We start from the raw sequence: 17112 nt of genomic DNA, 5'->3' as shown, positions 1-17112 counted from the left end.
CACACTGACACGGCTAAAGTGGGGCGCATGCTCTCCACAATGCAGGATATCCCGCTCTCCCTCACCCGCATCCTGGACTACGGGTCCGCGGTCCACGGCCAGACCCAGGTCGTGACGTGGCACAGCGCGCGTGATGGCGCCGAGCGCGAGGAGACGAACTTTGCCACTATCAGCGCCCGCGCCGCGGCCTTCGCCCACGCCCTGCACGACACCCTCGGCGTGACCGGGGACGAGCGCGTAGGCACCTTCATGTGGAACTGCGCCGAGCACCTCGAGGTACTCTTCGGCACCGCCTGCAAGGGCGCGGTCTTTACCCCGCTCAACAAGCAGCTGATGAATGACCAGATCCGGCACATCATCAACCATGCAGAGATTCAGGTCATCGTCGCGGATCCCCGCCTCGCGGAGCAGCTTTCCAAGGTTCTTGCCGGCGCCGACTCGGTGCGGGCGGTGGTCTTCACGGGCGCTACTAAGCCGCCCGTGCTCATGCCCCGCGGCGTGGAGGTGTACAGCTACGAGGAGCTGCTGGATGGGCGCTCCACCGTCTACGAGTGGCCAACCTTGGATGAGCGCACGGCCGCGGCGCTGTGCTACTCCACAGGCACGACCGGCGCGCCGAAGGGCGTGCTCTATTCGCACCGCGCGCTGTACTTGGAGGGCATGCAGCTGCGCTCCTCCGACTCGCTGTGTGTGACCCACGGCGAGACCTTTCTGTGCTGCATCCCCATCTATCACGTGCTGAGCTGGGGTGTTCCCTTCGCCGCCTGGATGACGGGCGCCCCGCTGGTGCTTCCCGACGCCGACGTCTCCCCCGCCACCCTGGCCAAAGTCATCGCCGATACCTCCCCGCGCGTGGCCCACGGAGTGCCCACCATCTGGATTCAGCTCTTCGTGCACTACCTCAAGCACCCGCCGGAGCGCATGACGCTCACCGAGATCTTCGCCGGCGGCTCGCCCGTCCCGCCCCAGCTCATCAAGATGTGGGAAGAGCGCTACGGCGTCGACGTAGTCCACGTCTGGGGCATGGCGGAAACCACCACGGTCGGCACGGTAGCCCGCCCGCCCTCAGGTGCCTCCGGCGAGGCCCGCTGGACCTACCGCGTCTCCCAGGGCCGCTTCCCTGCCTCCCTGCAATATCGCGTGGTCAATGACGGTCACGTGGTCAACACCACCGACCGCAACGCGGGCGAGATCCAGGTCCGCGGCAACCTGGTGACCGGCTCCTACTATCACTCACCGACCTCCGAGGACGGGGGCGCGGCCCACGAATTCCGCGGCAAGGACGTCGAGGATGCCGAGTCCAAGTTCACCGCCGATGGGTGGCTGCGCACCGGCGACGTCGGCTTTGTCAACGAAGAGGGCTTCCTCACCGTGGAGGACCGCGCGCGCGACGTCATCCGCTCCGGCGGCGAGTGGATCTACTCAGTACAGCTGGAAAACCTCATCATGGCCAACGAGGACGTGCTCGAATGCGCGGTGATCGGCTACCCCGATAAGCAGTGGGTGGAGCGCCCCTTGGCGGTCACCGTGCTGGCGGCGGGCATTAGCCCCACCATCGACACCGCGGAGCGCCTGCGCGAAGGCATGCGCTCCGAGCTGCCGTCGTGGATGCTCCCGGAGTACTGGACCTTCGTCAAGAGCATCGACAAGACCTCCGTGGGCAAGTTCGACAAGAAGGACTTGCGCTCCCACCTGGCAGAAGGCGAGTACAACATCATCCGCCTCAAGGGCCCGGGTGAGTCCCAGCGCCTCGACTCCGACGACTAGCAGCCTCTGTCCACAACCCCCACCTATTAATTCGGCTTTCTTCGGGATAAAATAGCGGGCAATGCCCGATTCCATCCCTCTGCCCCTGCCCCGCGTCCCCGGCGCGCCCAGCCTTCCCACCGACCTCCCGGCGCCCACCGCCTCCGGCCAGCGCGCTCTGCTGGACCGCTACGGCCGCCAGGCGCGGGATCTGCGCGTATCCCTGACTGACCGCTGCAACCTGCGCTGCACCTACTGCATGCCGGCAGAGGGCCTGGAATGGATGCCCACGGAGCAGACGCTGAGCGACGAAGAAACGGTGCGCCTCATCCGCCTCGGTGTGGAGAAGCTGGGCATCCGCCAGGTCCGCTTTACCGGCGGCGAGCCCCTCCTGCGCAGGTCTCTGGAGGACATCATTGCGGAAACTACCCGCCTGCGCACCGATGAGGGCCAGGCCCCCTCTACTGCACTAACCACGAATGGCCTGGGTCTGGACAAGCGCCTCGACGGGCTTGTCGCCGCCGGGCTGGATCGCGTCAACATCTCCTTAGACACGCTCGATCCGCAGCTCTATGCGCGCCTGACGCGGCGTGACCGCCTAGCAGACGTCCTCGTTTCCATCGACGCCGCACTGGCCGCCGGGCTTAGCCCGCTCAAGATCAACGCAGTCATCATGCCGGGCGTCAACGAGTCCGCCATCCTGCCCCTGGCGCGTTATTGCCTACAGCGCGGCGCGCAGCTGCGCTTTATCGAGCAGATGCCGCTGGGGCCGAAGGAGAAGTGGGACCGCTCCAAGATGGTGACCGCTGACGACATTTTGGCGCGCTTGGGCGAGGAATTCGTGCTGCGCCCGGCCGGCCAGCCGCGCGGTTCTGCGCCGGCTGCCCTGTGGGAGGCGTCCTCCCGCGATGGTTCGCTCCCCGCGGGGCACATCGGCGTCATCGCCTCTGTCACCCGGCCGTTCTGCGGGAACTGCGACCGCACGCGGCTGACCACGGACGGCGCGGTGCGCAACTGCTTGTTTGGCAACTCGGAGACGTCCCTGCGTGACCTTCTGCGCGCCGGGGCCACCGACGAGGAGCTGGCCGCCGCCTGGGCAGGCGAAATGTGGGCCAAGCTACCTGGCCACGGTGTCAACGATGAGGGCTTCCTGCAGCCGGATCGCCCGATGTCCGCCATTGGCGGCTAGATTGGGAGCAATGACGCCCGCCCCTTTGAGCATCCAGGAGTACTTCGACCGCCTGAGCGGGATCCTGCACCCGCTGGCCGCGGAAGTCGCCCCGGTGTCTGCGGGGCGCGTGCTGGCAAAGCCGGTTTCCGCGCGCGTGGCTATCCCGCCCCTGGACAATTCGGCGATGGACGGCTTTCTCACGCCCCCGCTCGACGGGCCCTGCACGCTAAAGGTCATAGGCGATGTTCCGGCGGGCTCCCCGGCGCGAACCCCGCGTCCGGGTACTGCGGTGCGCATCATGACGGGTGCCGCCGTGCCCACGGGTTTTGATGGCATGGTGGTCCCGGTGGAAAACACCGACGTCTCCCCCGGCCCCGGCCCGCTTCCCGCTACGGTCACTATCCACACGTTGCCCGCACGCGACCACATCCGCCGCCGCGGCTCCCACGTGGTGCCCGGGCAGCTACTGGCGGACTCTGCCACGCTTGTCGACTCCTCACTGCTCGCCACCCTCCTGTCCGCTGGGGTGGACGCCGCGTCGCAGCACCGCATCCCGCGGGTGACCGTCATCGCCACCGGCGCGGAATTGGTCAGCGGTCAGCTGCCGGATTCTAACGGCCCGATGCTCGCGGCACTGGTTTCTGCCACCGGTCCGGCCCACATCACTCGCCTGCGCTGCGGCGACGACCCGGCGGAACTGGCCCGGGTGCTGGATGACGCGGTCACCACCGCGGACAGCGACCTCATCGTTACCTCCGGGGGTGTGTCCGCCGGTGCCTTCGACGTAGTCCACACGGTGCTTTCCCAGCGCGGCGAGCGTGCCTGGTTCGGGCACGTGGCGCAGCGCCCCGGCGCGCCTCAAGGCCACGCGCTGTGGCAGGGTGTGCCGGTTCTCTGCCTGCCCGGCAACCCGGTGGCGGCGTTCGTCTCGGCGCACTTGTACCTCACCCCGGCACTGAGGATTCTCCGCGGCCTGCCCCGGCCAGCCGGCGCTATCGACCGACCCGCGCTTCGTGCCATCGCCGGCGCGGACTTCCCCGCCTCAACTACGCCGCTTATCCAGCCCTGTGTCTTGGACTTCGCGGGCGCGGTCACCGCTTCCCCACCACCAGGACCGCGCATGCGCAGCCACCACGTCGGCGCGCTTCCCGGCACCGGCGGCTTTGCCGTCATCACTGACCCGGTCGCCGCCGGGGAGATACTCACTATTTATCCCTATTAGCTACCACCAACTCCCAACACCTGCCCTCACTGACGCTAGGGTGGATTCACCCGCAGGAAAGGACCATTCGACCATGAAGTTCACCCACCTCAATGACTCCGGCGCCGCCTACATGGTGGATGTCACCGAGAAGCAGCCCACCGTGCGCACCGCCACCGCGCAGGGGGAGGTAGCCTGCTCCCCGGACATCCTCACCGCGCTGCGCGACGGCACCGTGCCCAAGGGCGATGTCCTGGCCGTGGCGCGCGTGGCCGGTATTGCCGCCGCCAAGAAGGTCCCGGATCTGCTGCCGCTGGCCCACACCATCGGCGTCCACGGCTGCGCGGTGGACCTGGAACTGAAGGAGGACCATGTCTTCATCGAAGCCACCGTGCGCACCGCGGACCGCACCGGCGTAGAAATGGAGGCCCTGACCGCAGTGAATGTGGCGGCGTTGGCCCTCATTGACATGGTCAAGGGCGTGGACCGCTCGGCGTATATCCGCCGCTGCGGGATTACCGCGAAGTCGGGCGGGCGCTCCGGCGACTGGTCCCGTGAGCTGCCCGGCGCGTCATGCTAGACCTCGGCGTCATCGTGCTGGCCGGCGGCCGCGGCACGCGGATGGGCGGGGTGGACAAGGCCAGCGTGACCATTGCTGGTGAGCGCCTCCTGGACCGTCTTATGCGCCAGCTGCCGTACGGCACCCCGACGGCGGTCGTCTCGCCCTACCACCTAGGCGTGCCGCAGGTGTGCGAGTCCCCGCTCTTCGGCGGTCCCGTGGCTGGTATAGCTGCGGGCCACGCCGCCCTCACGAGAGTTTCTCTGACGGCCATCCTGGCCGTCGATGCCCCTGATTCCCCACAGATGCTCCCCGCGCTTCGCAGTGCCCGCGCTGCAGCTGGCGTAGATGTCGCGGTGGCCTCGCTCGACGGCCACCTCCAGCCGCTGTGCGGGGTGTGGCGCACCGAGGCCTTAAGTCGAGCGTTGAACAGCGTGGGCTCACCTCGCAATCAGCCCGCCATGCGCCTGCTCCGACAGGCCGCGAGTGTGACAGAAGTCCCTGGTTCCGCAGCGGCGCGCGATATCGATACTGTCGACGAGTTGCGGGCCCGGCGCGCGGCCCGCCAGGCTGAGCTAGCTGGGCTGGCTGGGCAGCCGGGCAGGCCGGTCTAGCTACTCGACGATAATCTGGCCGTGCTGGCCCTTCTCCGCGTTGGTCATCATGTGGTTAACAAAGGAGTAGGTGCCCGGCTCGTTGAAGGTCATCTCCACGAAGCCACCCTGTGCAGGAAGCAGGTCGAGCGCCTGGGAGCCGGAGTCCTTCGCCCCCTTGAGAAGGTAGGCGCCTTCCTTGTAGACGGTGTCGAACTGCTCGCCCACCACGTGGAAGCTCAAAGGTAGGTCCGGGCCCAGGTTAACCAGCCAGATGCGCACGGTGTCACCCACCTTGGCGTGCAGCGGGGCTAAGCCCTTGTCGTACTGGTTCGGGTAGTAGTTGAATGCCGTGAGGTCATAGTCGCCGTCGGAGACACGCTGCGCGTTCGCGCCTTCTGACTCCTGGCCGGCGGAAGCCAGGAACACTTCGTTGGAGGTCATGAGATACTCGGCATCCGCCGGGGCCAGGGCATCGTCGCCCTGCGGATCGATGATGACAGCGCCAGCCATGCCGTTAGCGATGTGCAGGCTCATCGGCATGGTGGAGCAGTGATACATCCAGATGCCCGCGCGGTGAGCCACGAACTCATAGGTCAGCTCCTCGCCCGGCTGAATGGTTTTCATCGTCTCATCCGGGCTGACCTCGCCGGCGTGGAAGTCCACCGAGTGGCCCATCGAGCCCTCATTCTTGATGGTGATGCGGAAAGTATCGCCCACCTTGCCGCGCAGCGTCGGGCCGGGGGCCTGGCCGTTGAAGAGCCAGCGGGTCTGGCGCACGCCCGGGGCTACCTCGACCTCTTCCTCGGTCATGGTCCACGTCTCCTCGTGGACTGAGCCCTCGGCTGGCTTCAGGGAGGCGTCGAAGGCCTCAAAGCCTTCGCGCGGGGCCATGCGCTCGGCAGCGGAGGGGACGGTAGCCGGTGCTGCCGCACCCTGCGCCCCGGCGCCGGAATGACCGGAGTGACCGGTGTGATCGGCGCTAGCGGAGTCGTCGACGTTGACCTTAAACGTCATGCCCTGCATCTTGTGGCCGGCGATGGTGCAGTATCCCTCGACGGATTCATCGATCACCCCGGCGTCGAGCTGCACGGTCTTGCCCGGATCCACGCGCCCGGTCTCGGCGCGCCCAATCTTGAGGTCATGGACCTGGTCGCCAGAGTTGGTGAAGTTGACCACGAGGTGGCTGCCGGCCGGGATATCCACCGAGCTCGGGGTAAAGGCCATGCCGTCCACGGACACATCGATGGTCACCGCGTCCGCGCTGGCCACCGTGGCTGGGTCCTGCTTGCCTGCGGCCGAGTTGTACACGGCCAGAGCGATAACAGCGACCAGCGCCGCGATGATGATGAGCCAGGACGCCCACTGCTTATCGGAGTGCTCCTGCTTAACGGGCACGCTTGACATGACCTTCTCCTTGAGACGACGTGACGGCCCACACCAGGGCCGCAATGTTGGCGATGAGGCCTAACCCCATCATGATAAGCCCGGCCGTGGACACCCCCGCAATACCGAGAACGCTGAGCACACCGCCGAGGTTGATGGCGCCGACGCGCACCAGCCCCGCGGTCTGGCCGCGTGCGGGGCGGGCAGCCCCGGCCAGAATCGGCAGCATGTGGTGCAGCACGCCGGTCACCAGCTGCAGCAAGCCAGCGCCGACGAACGCCGGCATGAGCAGCAGGGTGACCGCCCGCGGGTAGGCGCCGGCGACGGTGGCCGCGGCGTCGCCCGCGCACAGCGCCACCATCCACACCAGTCCCGCCATGACGGACACGCTTGCCGTGGTTTTCGCCCCGCCCAGCGCGCCGGCAAGGACGGGCTGGATGATGAGCACCGCGGCTAGGACGGCGAGCAGCTGCGCCATGCCGGCGGCGCGGGTGAGCCCGGAGGCGTCGGCAAGCATGGCTATGCCCAGCCCGACGCAGTGCACGGTCAGCGCCCGGCTGCACCGCGCGCGGGCCACCGCAGAAATCGGCGTGCGGGTAAACGTGGGCAGTAGGGTGACCACCGTGCCCAGGATGGTGAGGAAGGCAAAGCCCCACACCATGCCGCGGGAATGCGCGGCCACCAGCAGCGAGTAGTTACCCACGCCGTGCGCGGCCAGCAACACGAACAGTACTGAGGCCACCATGAAGCACGCCGCTGCCAGGTAAAAAGGCACGGTGACGGCGAAGGAGCCGGACAAGGAGCCCCGGAGCGTGGACCACAGTGCCCACAGGTGCCACGCCATGGCGACGATGACGAGCGCGGAAGCAGTGTCCGCGAGCACTCCCCAGTCGTAGCCCGCGCGGTCGATGAGCAGCAGGACCAGGCCCAGCTGGACCAGCCCCACGCGCGCGCCCACCCCGCGGTATCCGGTCGACGGGGTGCGGGTGAGTGCCTCGGTGAAGTGGGTGCTAAAGACCAGGATGGCGGTCGTCAGCGCGCCCAGCGTGAAGGGGTGGATGAGATCCCACCACACTACGGGCGCGCCCAGGAAGCCCGCCACGGTGATGCCCACACCCACCACGATCCAGAAGGCCACGAGGCTGAATGCAAGGGTGTGCCAGCGCCGGCGCCCGGCGAGAGACACATCACGCAGAGACATATCTTTTTTCACGGGTTTAATCGTAGTAAATTGATCCCCAGGGCAGCAACGCCAGCCGCCCTAACAACACGAAAGGTATGTACACCAATGAACCTGCCGCTTTTCGACGCCGCCAAGGGCCGCGACATCCCCACCCTCAACGCCTCCGAAATCCCGCATGCGGTGCGCCACGGTGCCATCCATGGCGCGCTGGGCACGCTCAACGTGGGCGAATCGATGATCCTCATTGCCCCGCACGATCCGCTCCCGCTGCTCAAGGAAGTAGACCAGCGCGAGGAGAGCTTCGAGCGCGAGTACCTCAAGCGGGAGCCACAAGAAGTCCACATTAAATTTACGCGCACCGCCTAGCGGCACCGTAAAGTATCGGGGCATGCGCCGTTTTAGATTCGCTGCCCCAGTTCTCGCCGCCGCGTTAACGCTGACCGGCTGTGCGTCCCACTCCGAAGAACCGTTGCAGGTCTTTGCAGCCTCCTCCACGCGCGTGCTGAACAGCGAACTAGAGTCCGCCTCCGCTACCCCTCTGGCATTCAATAACGGCGGGTCCTCCGCCCTGGTGCACCAGGTCAACGAAGGCGCACCGGCGGACCTGCTGCTGACCGCCTCGCGCGAGACCATGGAGGCAGCCACGGATGCCGGTAGCGTGGACGCTCCCGTGACGCTGGCCACCAACGTCATGGTCATGGTGGTGCCGAAGGGCAACCCGGCGGGCATCAAATCTGCCGCCGACCTCGATCCCTCAGCACGCCTAGTTCTGTGCGATCCCAGCGTGCCGTGCGGGGCTATCTCCACGCGCATCATGGACGCCAATGGCTGGGATCTTCAGGCCTCCTCCCTGGAAGCACAGGTAGCGGACGTCCTGGGAAAGGTCGCTTCCGGCGAGGCGGACGCCGGCTGGGTCTACTCCACCGACGCCGCCGCCAGCGACGACGTCGAAGCCATCCCGCTCGATCACGCGGAGGACTTCCGCAACGAGGTCATGGGCGCCGTGGTGGCCGATTCATCGCAGCACGAGGAAGCCGAACAAGTCCTCTCCCTCCTTGAGTCCGACTTCGACGCCTCGTGGGAGAAGTTCGGCTTTAGGCCGGAGCACTAAATGGCGCCGGTAGTCTTGCGCGAGCAGCGCCCGCGAATGCCATGGGGAGTCATCGCCGCCGGCGTGCTCGCCGCTGTCTACATCCTCGCCCCGGTGCTTGCCCTGGGGATGCGGGTGCCCTGGGCACACCTGTCGGAAACTCTCTCCGCGCCCGAGACCCACGATCTGCTCCGCACCACGCTCAGCGCGGCGGTCATTTCAACCGTCCTCTCTACCTGCTTAGGCACCTGCCTGGCGCTGTGGCTCCAACAGCTGCGGCGGGTCTCTCACCTGGTCCGGCTCGTGGTCTACCTGCCCCTGGCCATGCCACCCGTGGTGGGTGGTCTAGCACTGACCGCACTGCTGGGGCGCCGCGGCCTGCTGGGTCCGGTACTGGAACAGCTAGGCGCCCACGTCGCCTTCGCCTTTCCTGGCGTGGTGGCCGCACACCTCTTCGTCACGCTGCCTTTCGTGGTGGTGGCGGTGGATTCGGCGCTGCGGCAGCTCGACGCTGAGGTGGTGGCCAGCGCCCGCAGCGTCGGCCTGGGCCCAGGCCCCATCTTGCGGCACATCATCCTGCCGGCCATCCTGCCGGCCGTGCTCACCGGCGGCGCGCTGGCCTTTGCCCGTTCCCTGGGAGAATTCGGCACCACCATCACCTTCGCCGGGTCCCTGCCCGGCATTACCCGAACCATGCCCAGCGGCATCTACCTCGAGCGCGAAGTCAGCGCAGAGAACGCCTACGCCCTCTCCGCACTCCTGATCGGGATAGCTATCCTCACCCTCGCCGTGGCCGGACTACCCCTGCTGCTGCGGCGACGCCGCGGGCAGGCGGTGCGCTCGGTGCAGCCGTTGGACGCGGCCGCACTCCGCGCGGCGACCGCCCCGCACGTTTCGCCCCGTGAGCTGACCGTTACCGTGGGGGAAGCCAGCACCACCTTCCGCGGCGGACGCGTCACCGCGGTGGTCGGCCCCAACGGAGCGGGCAAGACCACACTCATGCGCTTTATTAGCGGGCGCCTGCGCGGGGCGCAGACCAACGCCGAGCGCGTCGTCATGCTCACCCAGAACCCCGGCCTGCCACCCACCGCCACCGTGCGGCAGGCGCTGACCATGGTGACCAAGGACGCACAGCGCACCGAGAACCTGCTGCGCGCCGCTGGCCTACAGGAGCTCGGGCACGTCTCCGAGCTTTCCGGTGGCCAGGCGGCGCAGGTGGCCCTGCTGCGCGCCCTCGCGGCGCGCCCGGAGGTGCTGGTGGTGGACGAGCCCTTCGCCGCCATGGACGTCGCCTCTGCTGCCCGGTGGCGCCACCTACTGCGGCTGGCCGCTCCTGAGCGCACCACTATCATCGTCACCCACAGCCGCGTGGACCTCACCGCGCTGGCGGACGACATCGCGGTCATGGACGCCGGCGAGGTAGTCTCCCAGGGCCCTGCGGAGCGAATGCTGAGCCGGCCCACCTCACGCTTTGTGGCCCAACTCGCGGGCATGAACCTACTGCGCGGCCACCTGCGCGGAGAGGACTTCTCCCCCGACCGCAACGGTGAGCACTGGGCTGCCTTTACCTACAGCGCCCTGCACTGTGAGCCCCAGGGCGAGCTGAACGCCACCGTACTAGCAGATTTGGGAGCTGAAACCCTGTTAGAGATTGACGGACAGCGGGTCACAGCGGGCCAGCCGGCGGGCGGCATGGCGCCCGGCGAACGCGTCGCGGTGTGCCTCGACGGGGCCGCGCTGAGCGTCTATCCCCGTACTTAATCCACAGTATTTGCGCACGTAGTGAGATAAATCCTAGCTCCTACTGGCGGTTGAGTAGTAGAAAATCAGCGCACGCGATGTAGAATCTTTGTAGCACTACGCAAGGAGCCACCGTCCATGTCCACACCATCTACGCATAGCCCCCGCTCATCCACGGAGCTCTTCCCTGACACGATGAAGCTCTCCCCTAAGCAGAGCGAGGTCCTCTCCGTTCTGCAGGACTTCCCGCAGGGAGCACGGGCCGCGGACATCGCTGAGGAGATGGGCATGCACGTCAATACTGCGCGCGGCCACCTCGATGAGCTGGTCCACGCGGGTGCGGTCCGCGTCATCACCGCCCCGGCCCACGGGCGCGGGCGGCCTTCCCTCATCTTCCAGGTGCGCGTGCCGGATAATCGCTCGGTGGCGGAGGAATACGTCACGCTCATCAGCGTGCTGGCGAAGATGCTGGCGGACAAGGACCAGCTCGATGACTACGCGTCCGAGCAGGCCCGGGAAATCGGCCGCACCTGGGCCAAATCCGCATCCAGCGGCCACAGCGCCGAGGCGCTCGCCCCGCTCTATCGGACGATGCGCGATATGGGCTTTGACCCGGTGACTTCCATTGACCAGTTCACCAAGGAGGGGCGCACCGACGTCGAGCTGCACGCCTGCCCGTTCGTCACGGCCGGCGTGGAGCCCTCCCCCTTCGTCTGCGCCATCCACGATGGCTACCTGGAGCAATCTGCTGCCGACGCCGGCGGGCGCCTCAGCCTCAAGCTCATTCCGAAGTCCGGCAACGGCGTGTGCCGGATCAACGTGGAAAAGGCCGGCTAACTGCGCTAGCCGGACTAGCCGCGCTCCGCGGTGACCGGCCCGGCGACGCTGAGCTCGAGCACCTTCAGGCCCTGCTCGCGGGCGTCATCGAGGATGGATTCCTCAATCTCCTCGGTGTGCAGCACCATGACCGTCGGACCCGCACCGGAAAGGTATGCGGCGTAGCCCCGGTTGCGCAGGCGGTTGACCCACTCCGCCGTCACCGGCAGAACGTCGGCGCGATAAGGCTGGTGCAGGCGATCGCGGGTGCCCTCCCACAGCAGCTCCGGGTACGAGGTCAACGCCGCCACGTTGACCGCGGTGCGGGAGACGTTAAAGGCAGCATCGGCGTGGGTGACGTGCGACGGCAGCACGCGGCGCACGGCCTGCGTCGAGGCGTGGAAATTCGGGACTAGGGCCGTGGCCTTGATCGAGGGATGCACGTCCAGGGTGGCGGCACGGTATTCGGGCAGCGAGTGGCCGTCGACAGGCACCGTGGTCCACGAGACCACCGCGTTGCCCAGCACCGACGCCGCGGCATTGTCCGGGTGGCCCTCAAAGGCCGAGGACAGCTGCACCAGCTGCGCGCCCGACAGCGGGGAGCCGGCCAGCGCGTTGCCCGCGGCCACGCCTGCCACCGCAGCGGAGGCCGAGGAGCCCAGGCCGCGCGACTGCGGGATGGTGTTGTTGCACACCACGCGCAGGCCGGTCACGGAGGCATCCGCGGCCTTGAGCGCAGACCGAATGGCCTTGACCACCAAGTGCGAACCATCGCGCGGGAGCTCATCGGCGCCTTCGCCGAAGATCTCCACCTCCAGTCCAGACTTGATTACCTCGACCTCCACGGTGTCGTAGAGGGACAGGGCGATGCCCAGGGTGTCGTAGCCCGGTCCCAAGTTGGCCGAGGAGGCCGGGACCTTGACTGTGACTTGGGTGCCTAGTTCGATGTCAATGCTCATGCTTTACACCTTATCGGGCCTCATCATCCGGTCTAGCCTTCTGGCCTAATCGCCCAAGCGGATGACGGAGTGGACAGCCTTGACCTCGTCGAGCGCGCCCAGTTCAGCGACGATATCCTCCAGCACTGCTTCCTTCGCAGCGTGGGTGACCACGATAAGCCGCGCGGTCTGCTCTCCGTCCTCCTGGCGGACGGTGCGCAGGGAGACGCCGTGGCGGGCGAAGACACCGGAGATGGCGGAGAGCACGCCGGTGCGATCATCAACCTCCATGTCCACGTGGTAGCGGGTCTCCACCGCGCCAAACTCCGCGATGGGCAGGTTAGCGTAGGTGTTCTCCCCCGGGGCGCGGCCGCCGTGCACGATGTTGCGGGCCGCACCCACGACATCGCCCAATACTGCCGACGCCGTCGGGTTGCCGCCCGCGCCGTTGCCGTAGAACATCAGCGAGCCGGCGGCCTCCGCCTCGACGAAGATAGCGTTGTAGGACTCGCTAACAGAGGCCAGCGGGTGGTCCTTGGGTACCAGCGTCGGGTGCACGCGGGCGTTGACGGATTGCTGCCCAGTCTCCGCGTCCGTGAGGCGCTCACAGATGGCCAGCAGCTTGATGGAGTACCCGGCCTGGTTCGCGGCCTTGATATCGGCCGCGGTCACCTTGGAAATGCCCTCGCAGTAGACGTCGTCGAAGGTCAGGCGGGTGTAAAAGCCCAGGGAGGCCAGGATGGCGGCCTTGGAGGCGGCGTCGTGGCCCTCCACGTCCGCGGTCGGGTCGGCCTCCGCGTAGCCCAGACGGGTTGCTTCTGCCAGCGCATCCTCGTAGGACGCGCCGGTGGATTCCATGGCGTCCAAGATGAAGTTGGTGGTGCCGTTGACGATTCCGGAGATGCGCTGGATCTGGTCACCAGCCAGGGAGCGGCGCAGCATGCCCACCACGGGGATGGCAGCGGCCACCGCGGCCTCGAAGTACAGGTCCACCCCGGCCCGGTCCGCTGCCTCCGCGAGTTCCTCCGCGTGGGCGGCCACCAGCGCCTTGTTGGCGGTGACCACGGATTTACCTGCGTTCAGCGCAGCGAGCACGAGCTCGCGCGGGAAGTCGATGCCGCCGATGACCTCCACCACGAGGTCGATGTCATCGCGCAGGACGAGCGCCTTGGCGTCGTCCGTAAGCAGCTCCTTCGGCACCCCTGGGCGCAACTTGTTCTTATTGTGGACAGCCACGCCGCGAATCTCCGCGGGTCCGCCGATGCGGTGCGCGAAGGCGTCAGCGTTTTCCCCCAGCAGGCGGAAGACCTCTGCGCCCACGGTGCCGAATCCGAGCAGTGCGATTCCTACGGGCTCGCCCTCGAGCTTTCCGGTGCGTTTCGTCGTCATGGTTTCCTCACAAGTTGCGTGTTGTTGGTGCGGTACAGCCCATCACTATACAGAACGAGCTGTCTATTTCTACGTGGGGAGGCGCGGGAGGCCCGCGACCGGCACCATCTCACCGCTAAGGCTGAATGAAATGGCGCCGCAGCGCTAATCGACGTCTAACGCCAGCAGGTCCTCCACCGTCTCCCGGCGCAGCATGAGCTGGTGCTTGCCGTCGCGCACGGACACTACCGCCGGCCGCAGCGCACCGTTGTAGCGCGAGGCCATCATGTACTGGTAGGCGCCCGTGGTGGCGAAGGCCAGCAGGTCTCCCGTGGTGATATCGGACGGGAAGCGGCGCTCGTTGACCAGAATGTCACCGGATTCGCAATGGAAGCCTACGATGCGCGAGTCCACCGGCTCGCCCTGGGTGCGACGGTTGACCACTCGCACATCGTAGTCCGAGCCGTAGAGCGCCGGGCGAATATTGTCCGACATGCCGCCGTCCACCGACAGGTAGCGGCGAATGGGCAGATCCGCCTTGCCGGTCTCCACGTCCTTGACCGTGCCGACGCGGTACACAGTCACCGCGGAGGCGCCAACCAGGGAGCGGCCCGGTTCCACCAGCACGAACGGCGGGGTGATGTCGATCTCGCGGGCGGTGCGCTCCACCGCCTCCAGCAGGTCGGCCGCGAGCGAGGCAACATCCAGCGCCTCCTCGTACTCCATATAAGGGATGCCGAAGCCGCCGCCCAGATCCAGCTCCTCCAAGGCCACGCCGAGCTCGGAGTGGATGCGCTTATAAAGGCTGAGCACGCGCTCCGCGGCGAGCTTGAAGCCCTCGGCGTTGAAGACCGAGGAGCCGACGTGGCAATGCAGGCCAACCAGCGAGAGGTTCGCCGCGTCGAGCGCGCGCTGCGCCGCGCTGAAGGCGGCGCCCGTGGACAGCGAGATGCCGAACTTCTGGTCCTCGTGCGAGGTGGCGATGAACTCGTGCGTGTGGGCGTCCACGCCGGGCTTGACGCGGATCATCACCGGTTGCACACGGCCAGCCGCAGCAGCAATGCCGTTGAGACGGGTAAGCTCCTCTTCGTTGTCCAAGACCACGTGGGCGATGCCGTTGTCCACGCACAGCTGGAGGTACTCATCGTCCTTGTTGTTGCCGTGCGCGGTCATGCGCTCGGGCGGGAAACCCGCGGCGAGCGCTAGCTTGGCCTCGTTAAGGGAGGCGACGTCGAGGCACAGGCCCTCCTCGTCTACCCACCGCACAATGCGCTTGGTAATGAACGCCTTGGAGGCGTAGTGCACGTGCTCCGGGCCGCCGAAGGCCTTGGCCATGTCGCGACAGCGCGAGCGGAAGTCCTGCTCGTCGAAGACGTAGAGTGGGGTGCCGTATTCCTCCGCCAGCTCAGACAGGCTAACGCCGGCGATAGACACCGCACCGTCTGCGCCGCGCGCGGCGTTGCGCGGCCAGACGTGAGAGGGAAGAGAATTGAAATCAGCCATAGCCGCGCGACCTACATCTTCTCCGGGGTGCTCACGCCCACCATGGTCAAGGCGTTGGCCATGACCTGGCGGGTAGCGCTGGCCAGCGCCAGGCGGGCCAGGTGGATGGGCTCGGTCTCCTCGTCCGCCTTCGGCAAGACCTGGCACTGGTCGTAGAAGCGGTGGAACACAGCCGCCAGAACCTCGGCGTAGCGAGCGATACGGTGCGGCTCACGCAGGGAGGCCGCGGTGGCCACGACCTCAGGGAACTTGCCCAGGGTGCGGATGAGGTCGCCCTCCTTGCCGTGGGTGAGGAGGTCCAATGAGGCGTCGGCAAGCGCGGCGGTATCCAGCCCCAGCTCCGCCGCCTTGCGCAGGATGGAGCAGATGCGGGCGTGGCCGTACTGCACGTAGTACACCGGGTTATCCGCAGACTGGGAGGCCCACAGGCCCAGGTCGATGTCCAGGCTGGAATCCACCGAGGAACGCACCAGCGAGTAGCGCGCGCCGTCCACGCCGATGGCCTCCACCAGGTCATCCAAGGTAATAACGGTGCCCGCGCGCTTGGACATCTTGACCGCCTGGCCGTCGCGCAGCAGGTTCACCATCTGGCCGATGAGCACCTCGACGGCCTCCGGGTCATAGCCCAGCGCCTGGGCAGAGGCGCGCAGGCGGGCGATGTAGCCGTGGTGGTCCGCGCCGAGCATGTAGATAGCCAGGTCGTGGCCGCGGTCGAACTTGTCGGCCACGTAGGCGATATCGCCGGCGATGTAGGCGGCGTTGCCATCGGACTTGATCACCACGCGGTCTTTGTCGTCACCGTACTCGGTGGACTTCAGCCACCACGCGCCCTCGGATTCGTACAACTTGCCGTTGTCCTTGAGGGTCTGGATGGCCTTGTCCACCGCGCCGGACTCAAACAGCGAATTCTCGTGGAAGTAGACGTCGAAGTCCACGCCAAACTCGTGGAGGGAGTCCTTAATCTGGGCGAACATCATCTCCACGCCGTCGGCGCGGAAGTTCTCCTGCACCTCGGCGTCGCTGCCCTCGAGGGCGCCCGGGTTCTTCTCCACTACCGCCTGGGCAATGTCCTTGATGTAATCTCCGCCGTAGCCGTCCTCCGGGGTGGGCTCGCCCTTGGCGGCCGCCACCAGGGAGCGCGCGAAGCGATCAATCTGCCCGCCGTGGTCGTTGAAGTAGTACTCGCGGGTAACGTCCGCGCCGGAGGCCTCGAGGACGCGGCCCAAGGAATCACCCACCGCGGCCCACCGGGTGCCGCCCAGGTGGATGGGGCCCGTCGGGTTCGCGGAGACGAACTCCAGGTTGATCTTCTTCCCGGCGTACGTAGCATTGCGGCCGAATTCCTCGCCCGCGGCGAGAACCTGGGAGACAATTGCGCCCTGAGCGGCCGCGGCGAGGCGGATGTTGAGGAATCCCGGTCCGGCGATGGAGGCCTCCTCAATGGCGTCGTTGCCCGCGAGGGCGTCAGCCAGCCACTGCGCCAGTTCGCGCGGCTGGGTGCCGGCCTTCTTGGCCACCTGGAGGGCCAGGTTGGTGGCGTAGTCGCCGTGCTCCGGATTACGCGGGCGCTCAACGGTCACGGTCTCCGGCAGCACGGAGGCGTCCAGCTCGTGCTGGTCAAGCACAGCGGCCGCGGTCTCTTTAATCAGGACGGAAAGATCTTCAGGATTCATAGGGCCAAAGTCTATCGTCCCCCCGCCGCGGAAGCACCGTCAGGGCGCAGGCTGCGCACCCGACTGGCTGCGCGTTAAGGGCATCACTTACCCCCGCTGGGTGATCGATGCGGCACATCAGGGTGTGACCCTTTACCCTAAACCC

Annotated in this window: 15 protein-coding genes; 9 read left to right on the top strand and 6 right to left on the bottom strand. The window is 67.0% G+C overall.

What is annotated here, in order from left to right; translation table 11 throughout:
• Positions 1-27: 27 nt before the first annotated feature.
• The 5 genes from ACLI1P_RS05565 to ACLI1P_RS05545 all read left to right on the top strand — a co-directional run bounded on the left by ACLI1P_RS05565 (position 28) and on the right by ACLI1P_RS05545 (position 5291).
• Entirely contained in the window at positions 28-1767 is a 1740-nt protein-coding gene (locus ACLI1P_RS05565) for a long-chain fatty-acid--CoA ligase (RefSeq protein ID WP_411709598.1), read from the top strand.
• Positions 1768-1828: 61 nt separating this feature from the next.
• Complete coding sequence (gene moaA, locus ACLI1P_RS05560) at positions 1829-2935, top strand: GTP 3',8-cyclase MoaA (RefSeq protein WP_411709597.1); 1107 nt, start codon at positions 1829-1831, stop codon at positions 2933-2935.
• Between the two features lie 10 nt (positions 2936-2945).
• The gene (locus ACLI1P_RS05555; protein WP_411709596.1) at positions 2946-4139 is read left to right on the top strand and encodes a molybdopterin molybdotransferase MoeA; all 1194 of its coding nucleotides are present in this window, start codon (positions 2946-2948) and stop codon (positions 4137-4139) included.
• 73 nt (positions 4140-4212) lie between these two features.
• Positions 4213-4698: a cyclic pyranopterin monophosphate synthase MoaC gene (gene moaC / locus ACLI1P_RS05550; protein WP_408930409.1), complete on the top strand. Its 486-nt coding sequence runs from the start codon at positions 4213-4215 to the stop codon at positions 4696-4698.
• Complete coding sequence (locus tag ACLI1P_RS05545) at positions 4692-5291, top strand: molybdenum cofactor guanylyltransferase (RefSeq protein ID WP_408930408.1); 600 nt, start codon at positions 4692-4694, stop codon at positions 5289-5291. The genes moaC and ACLI1P_RS05545 overlap by 7 nt, the downstream gene beginning before the upstream one ends.
• Here the strand turns inward: ACLI1P_RS05545 and ACLI1P_RS05540 are convergent, their stop codons facing one another.
• Both ACLI1P_RS05540 and ACLI1P_RS05535 read right to left on the bottom strand, forming a co-directional pair.
• On the bottom strand, positions 5292-6677 hold the full coding sequence (locus ACLI1P_RS05540) for a multicopper oxidase domain-containing protein (protein WP_408930407.1): 1386 nt from the start codon (positions 6675-6677) through the stop codon (positions 5292-5294).
• Positions 6658-7857 (bottom strand): beta-carotene 15,15'-monooxygenase, encoded by a 1200-nt coding sequence (locus ACLI1P_RS05535; protein WP_408930961.1) that lies wholly within the window; start codon positions 7855-7857, stop codon positions 6658-6660. Before ACLI1P_RS05535 ends, ACLI1P_RS05540 begins: the two co-directional genes overlap by 20 nt.
• 87 nt (positions 7858-7944) lie before the next feature.
• Between ACLI1P_RS05535 and ACLI1P_RS05530 the strand changes: the two genes are divergently transcribed.
• From ACLI1P_RS05530 to ACLI1P_RS05515, 4 genes are all read left to right on the top strand, one after another.
• The gene (locus ACLI1P_RS05530; protein WP_408930406.1) at positions 7945-8205 is read left to right on the top strand and encodes a DUF2249 domain-containing protein; all 261 of its coding nucleotides are present in this window, start codon (positions 7945-7947) and stop codon (positions 8203-8205) included.
• A 22-nt stretch (positions 8206-8227) separates the two neighbouring features.
• Positions 8228-8950 carry a molybdate ABC transporter substrate-binding protein gene (gene modA, locus ACLI1P_RS05525; protein WP_408930405.1) on the top strand — a complete coding sequence of 241 codons (723 nt, stop codon included), beginning with the start codon at positions 8228-8230 and terminating at the stop codon, positions 8948-8950.
• Entirely contained in the window at positions 8951-10690 is a 1740-nt protein-coding gene (locus ACLI1P_RS05520; RefSeq protein WP_408930404.1) for an ATP-binding cassette domain-containing protein, read from the top strand.
• Positions 10691-10807: 117 nt separating this feature from the next.
• Positions 10808-11506, top strand: coding sequence for a helix-turn-helix transcriptional regulator (locus ACLI1P_RS05515; RefSeq protein WP_408930403.1), 699 nt, complete (start codon positions 10808-10810; stop codon positions 11504-11506).
• A 14-nt stretch (positions 11507-11520) separates the two neighbouring features.
• Here ACLI1P_RS05515 and thrB read toward each other — a convergent pair whose 3' ends face one another.
• The 4 genes from thrB to argS all read right to left on the bottom strand — a co-directional run bounded on the left by thrB (position 11521) and on the right by argS (position 16967).
• Complete coding sequence (thrB, locus tag ACLI1P_RS05510; protein WP_408930402.1) at positions 11521-12444, bottom strand: homoserine kinase; 924 nt, start codon at positions 12442-12444, stop codon at positions 11521-11523.
• 45 nt (positions 12445-12489) lie between these two features.
• Positions 12490-13812 (bottom strand): homoserine dehydrogenase, encoded by a 1323-nt coding sequence (locus ACLI1P_RS05505; RefSeq protein ID WP_411709595.1) that lies wholly within the window; start codon positions 13810-13812, stop codon positions 12490-12492.
• A 144-nt stretch (positions 13813-13956) separates the two neighbouring features.
• A complete protein-coding gene (gene lysA, locus ACLI1P_RS05500) occupies positions 13957-15294 on the bottom strand; it encodes a diaminopimelate decarboxylase (RefSeq protein ID WP_411709594.1) in 1338 nt (445 codons plus the stop codon).
• Between the two features lie 11 nt (positions 15295-15305).
• Positions 15306-16967: an arginine--tRNA ligase gene (argS, locus tag ACLI1P_RS05495; protein ID WP_411709593.1), complete on the bottom strand. Its 1662-nt coding sequence runs from the start codon at positions 16965-16967 to the stop codon at positions 15306-15308.
• Between the last annotated feature and the right edge of the window lie 145 nt (positions 16968-17112).

Origin of the sequence: Corynebacterium tardum (assembly GCF_046717785.1) — a bacterium.
Taxonomy (GTDB): domain Bacteria; phylum Actinomycetota; class Actinomycetes; order Mycobacteriales; family Mycobacteriaceae; genus Corynebacterium.
The sequence above is the reverse complement of the archived record's forward strand: the minus strand, read 5'-3'. Positions and strand labels throughout refer to the sequence as shown.

Bases quoted from the DNA above. Each gene is read 5' to 3' on its own strand.
- moaA (WP_411709597.1), top strand. From the start codon at position 1,829: ATGCCCGATTCCATCCCTCTGCCCCTGCCCCGCGTCCCCGGCGCGCCC.
- ACLI1P_RS05540 (WP_408930407.1), bottom strand. From the start codon at position 6,677: ATGTCAAGCGTGCCCGTTAAGCAGGAGCACTCCGATAAGCAGTGGGCG.
- modA (WP_408930405.1), top strand. From the start codon at position 8,228: ATGCGCCGTTTTAGATTCGCTGCCCCAGTTCTCGCCGCCGCGTTAACG.
- ACLI1P_RS05530 (WP_408930406.1), top strand. From the start codon at position 7,945: ATGAACCTGCCGCTTTTCGACGCCGCCAAGGGCCGCGACATCCCCACC.
- ACLI1P_RS05565 (WP_411709598.1), top strand. From the start codon at position 28: ATGCTCTCCACAATGCAGGATATCCCGCTCTCCCTCACCCGCATCCTG.
- ACLI1P_RS05520 (WP_408930404.1), top strand. From the start codon at position 8,951: ATGGCGCCGGTAGTCTTGCGCGAGCAGCGCCCGCGAATGCCATGGGGA.
- thrB (WP_408930402.1), bottom strand. From the start codon at position 12,444: ATGAGCATTGACATCGAACTAGGCACCCAAGTCACAGTCAAGGTCCCG.
- ACLI1P_RS05535 (WP_408930961.1), bottom strand. From the start codon at position 7,857: ATGTCTCTGCGTGATGTGTCTCTCGCCGGGCGCCGGCGCTGGCACACC.
- argS (WP_411709593.1), bottom strand. From the start codon at position 16,967: ATGAATCCTGAAGATCTTTCCGTCCTGATTAAAGAGACCGCGGCCGCT.
- ACLI1P_RS05555 (WP_411709596.1), top strand. From the start codon at position 2,946: ATGACGCCCGCCCCTTTGAGCATCCAGGAGTACTTCGACCGCCTGAGC.
- ACLI1P_RS05545 (WP_408930408.1), top strand. From the start codon at position 4,692: ATGCTAGACCTCGGCGTCATCGTGCTGGCCGGCGGCCGCGGCACGCGG.
- ACLI1P_RS05505 (WP_411709595.1), bottom strand. From the start codon at position 13,812: ATGACGACGAAACGCACCGGAAAGCTCGAGGGCGAGCCCGTAGGAATC.
- lysA (WP_411709594.1), bottom strand. From the start codon at position 15,294: ATGGCTGATTTCAATTCTCTTCCCTCTCACGTCTGGCCGCGCAACGCC.
- ACLI1P_RS05515 (WP_408930403.1), top strand. From the start codon at position 10,808: ATGTCCACACCATCTACGCATAGCCCCCGCTCATCCACGGAGCTCTTC.
- moaC (WP_408930409.1), top strand. From the start codon at position 4,213: ATGAAGTTCACCCACCTCAATGACTCCGGCGCCGCCTACATGGTGGAT.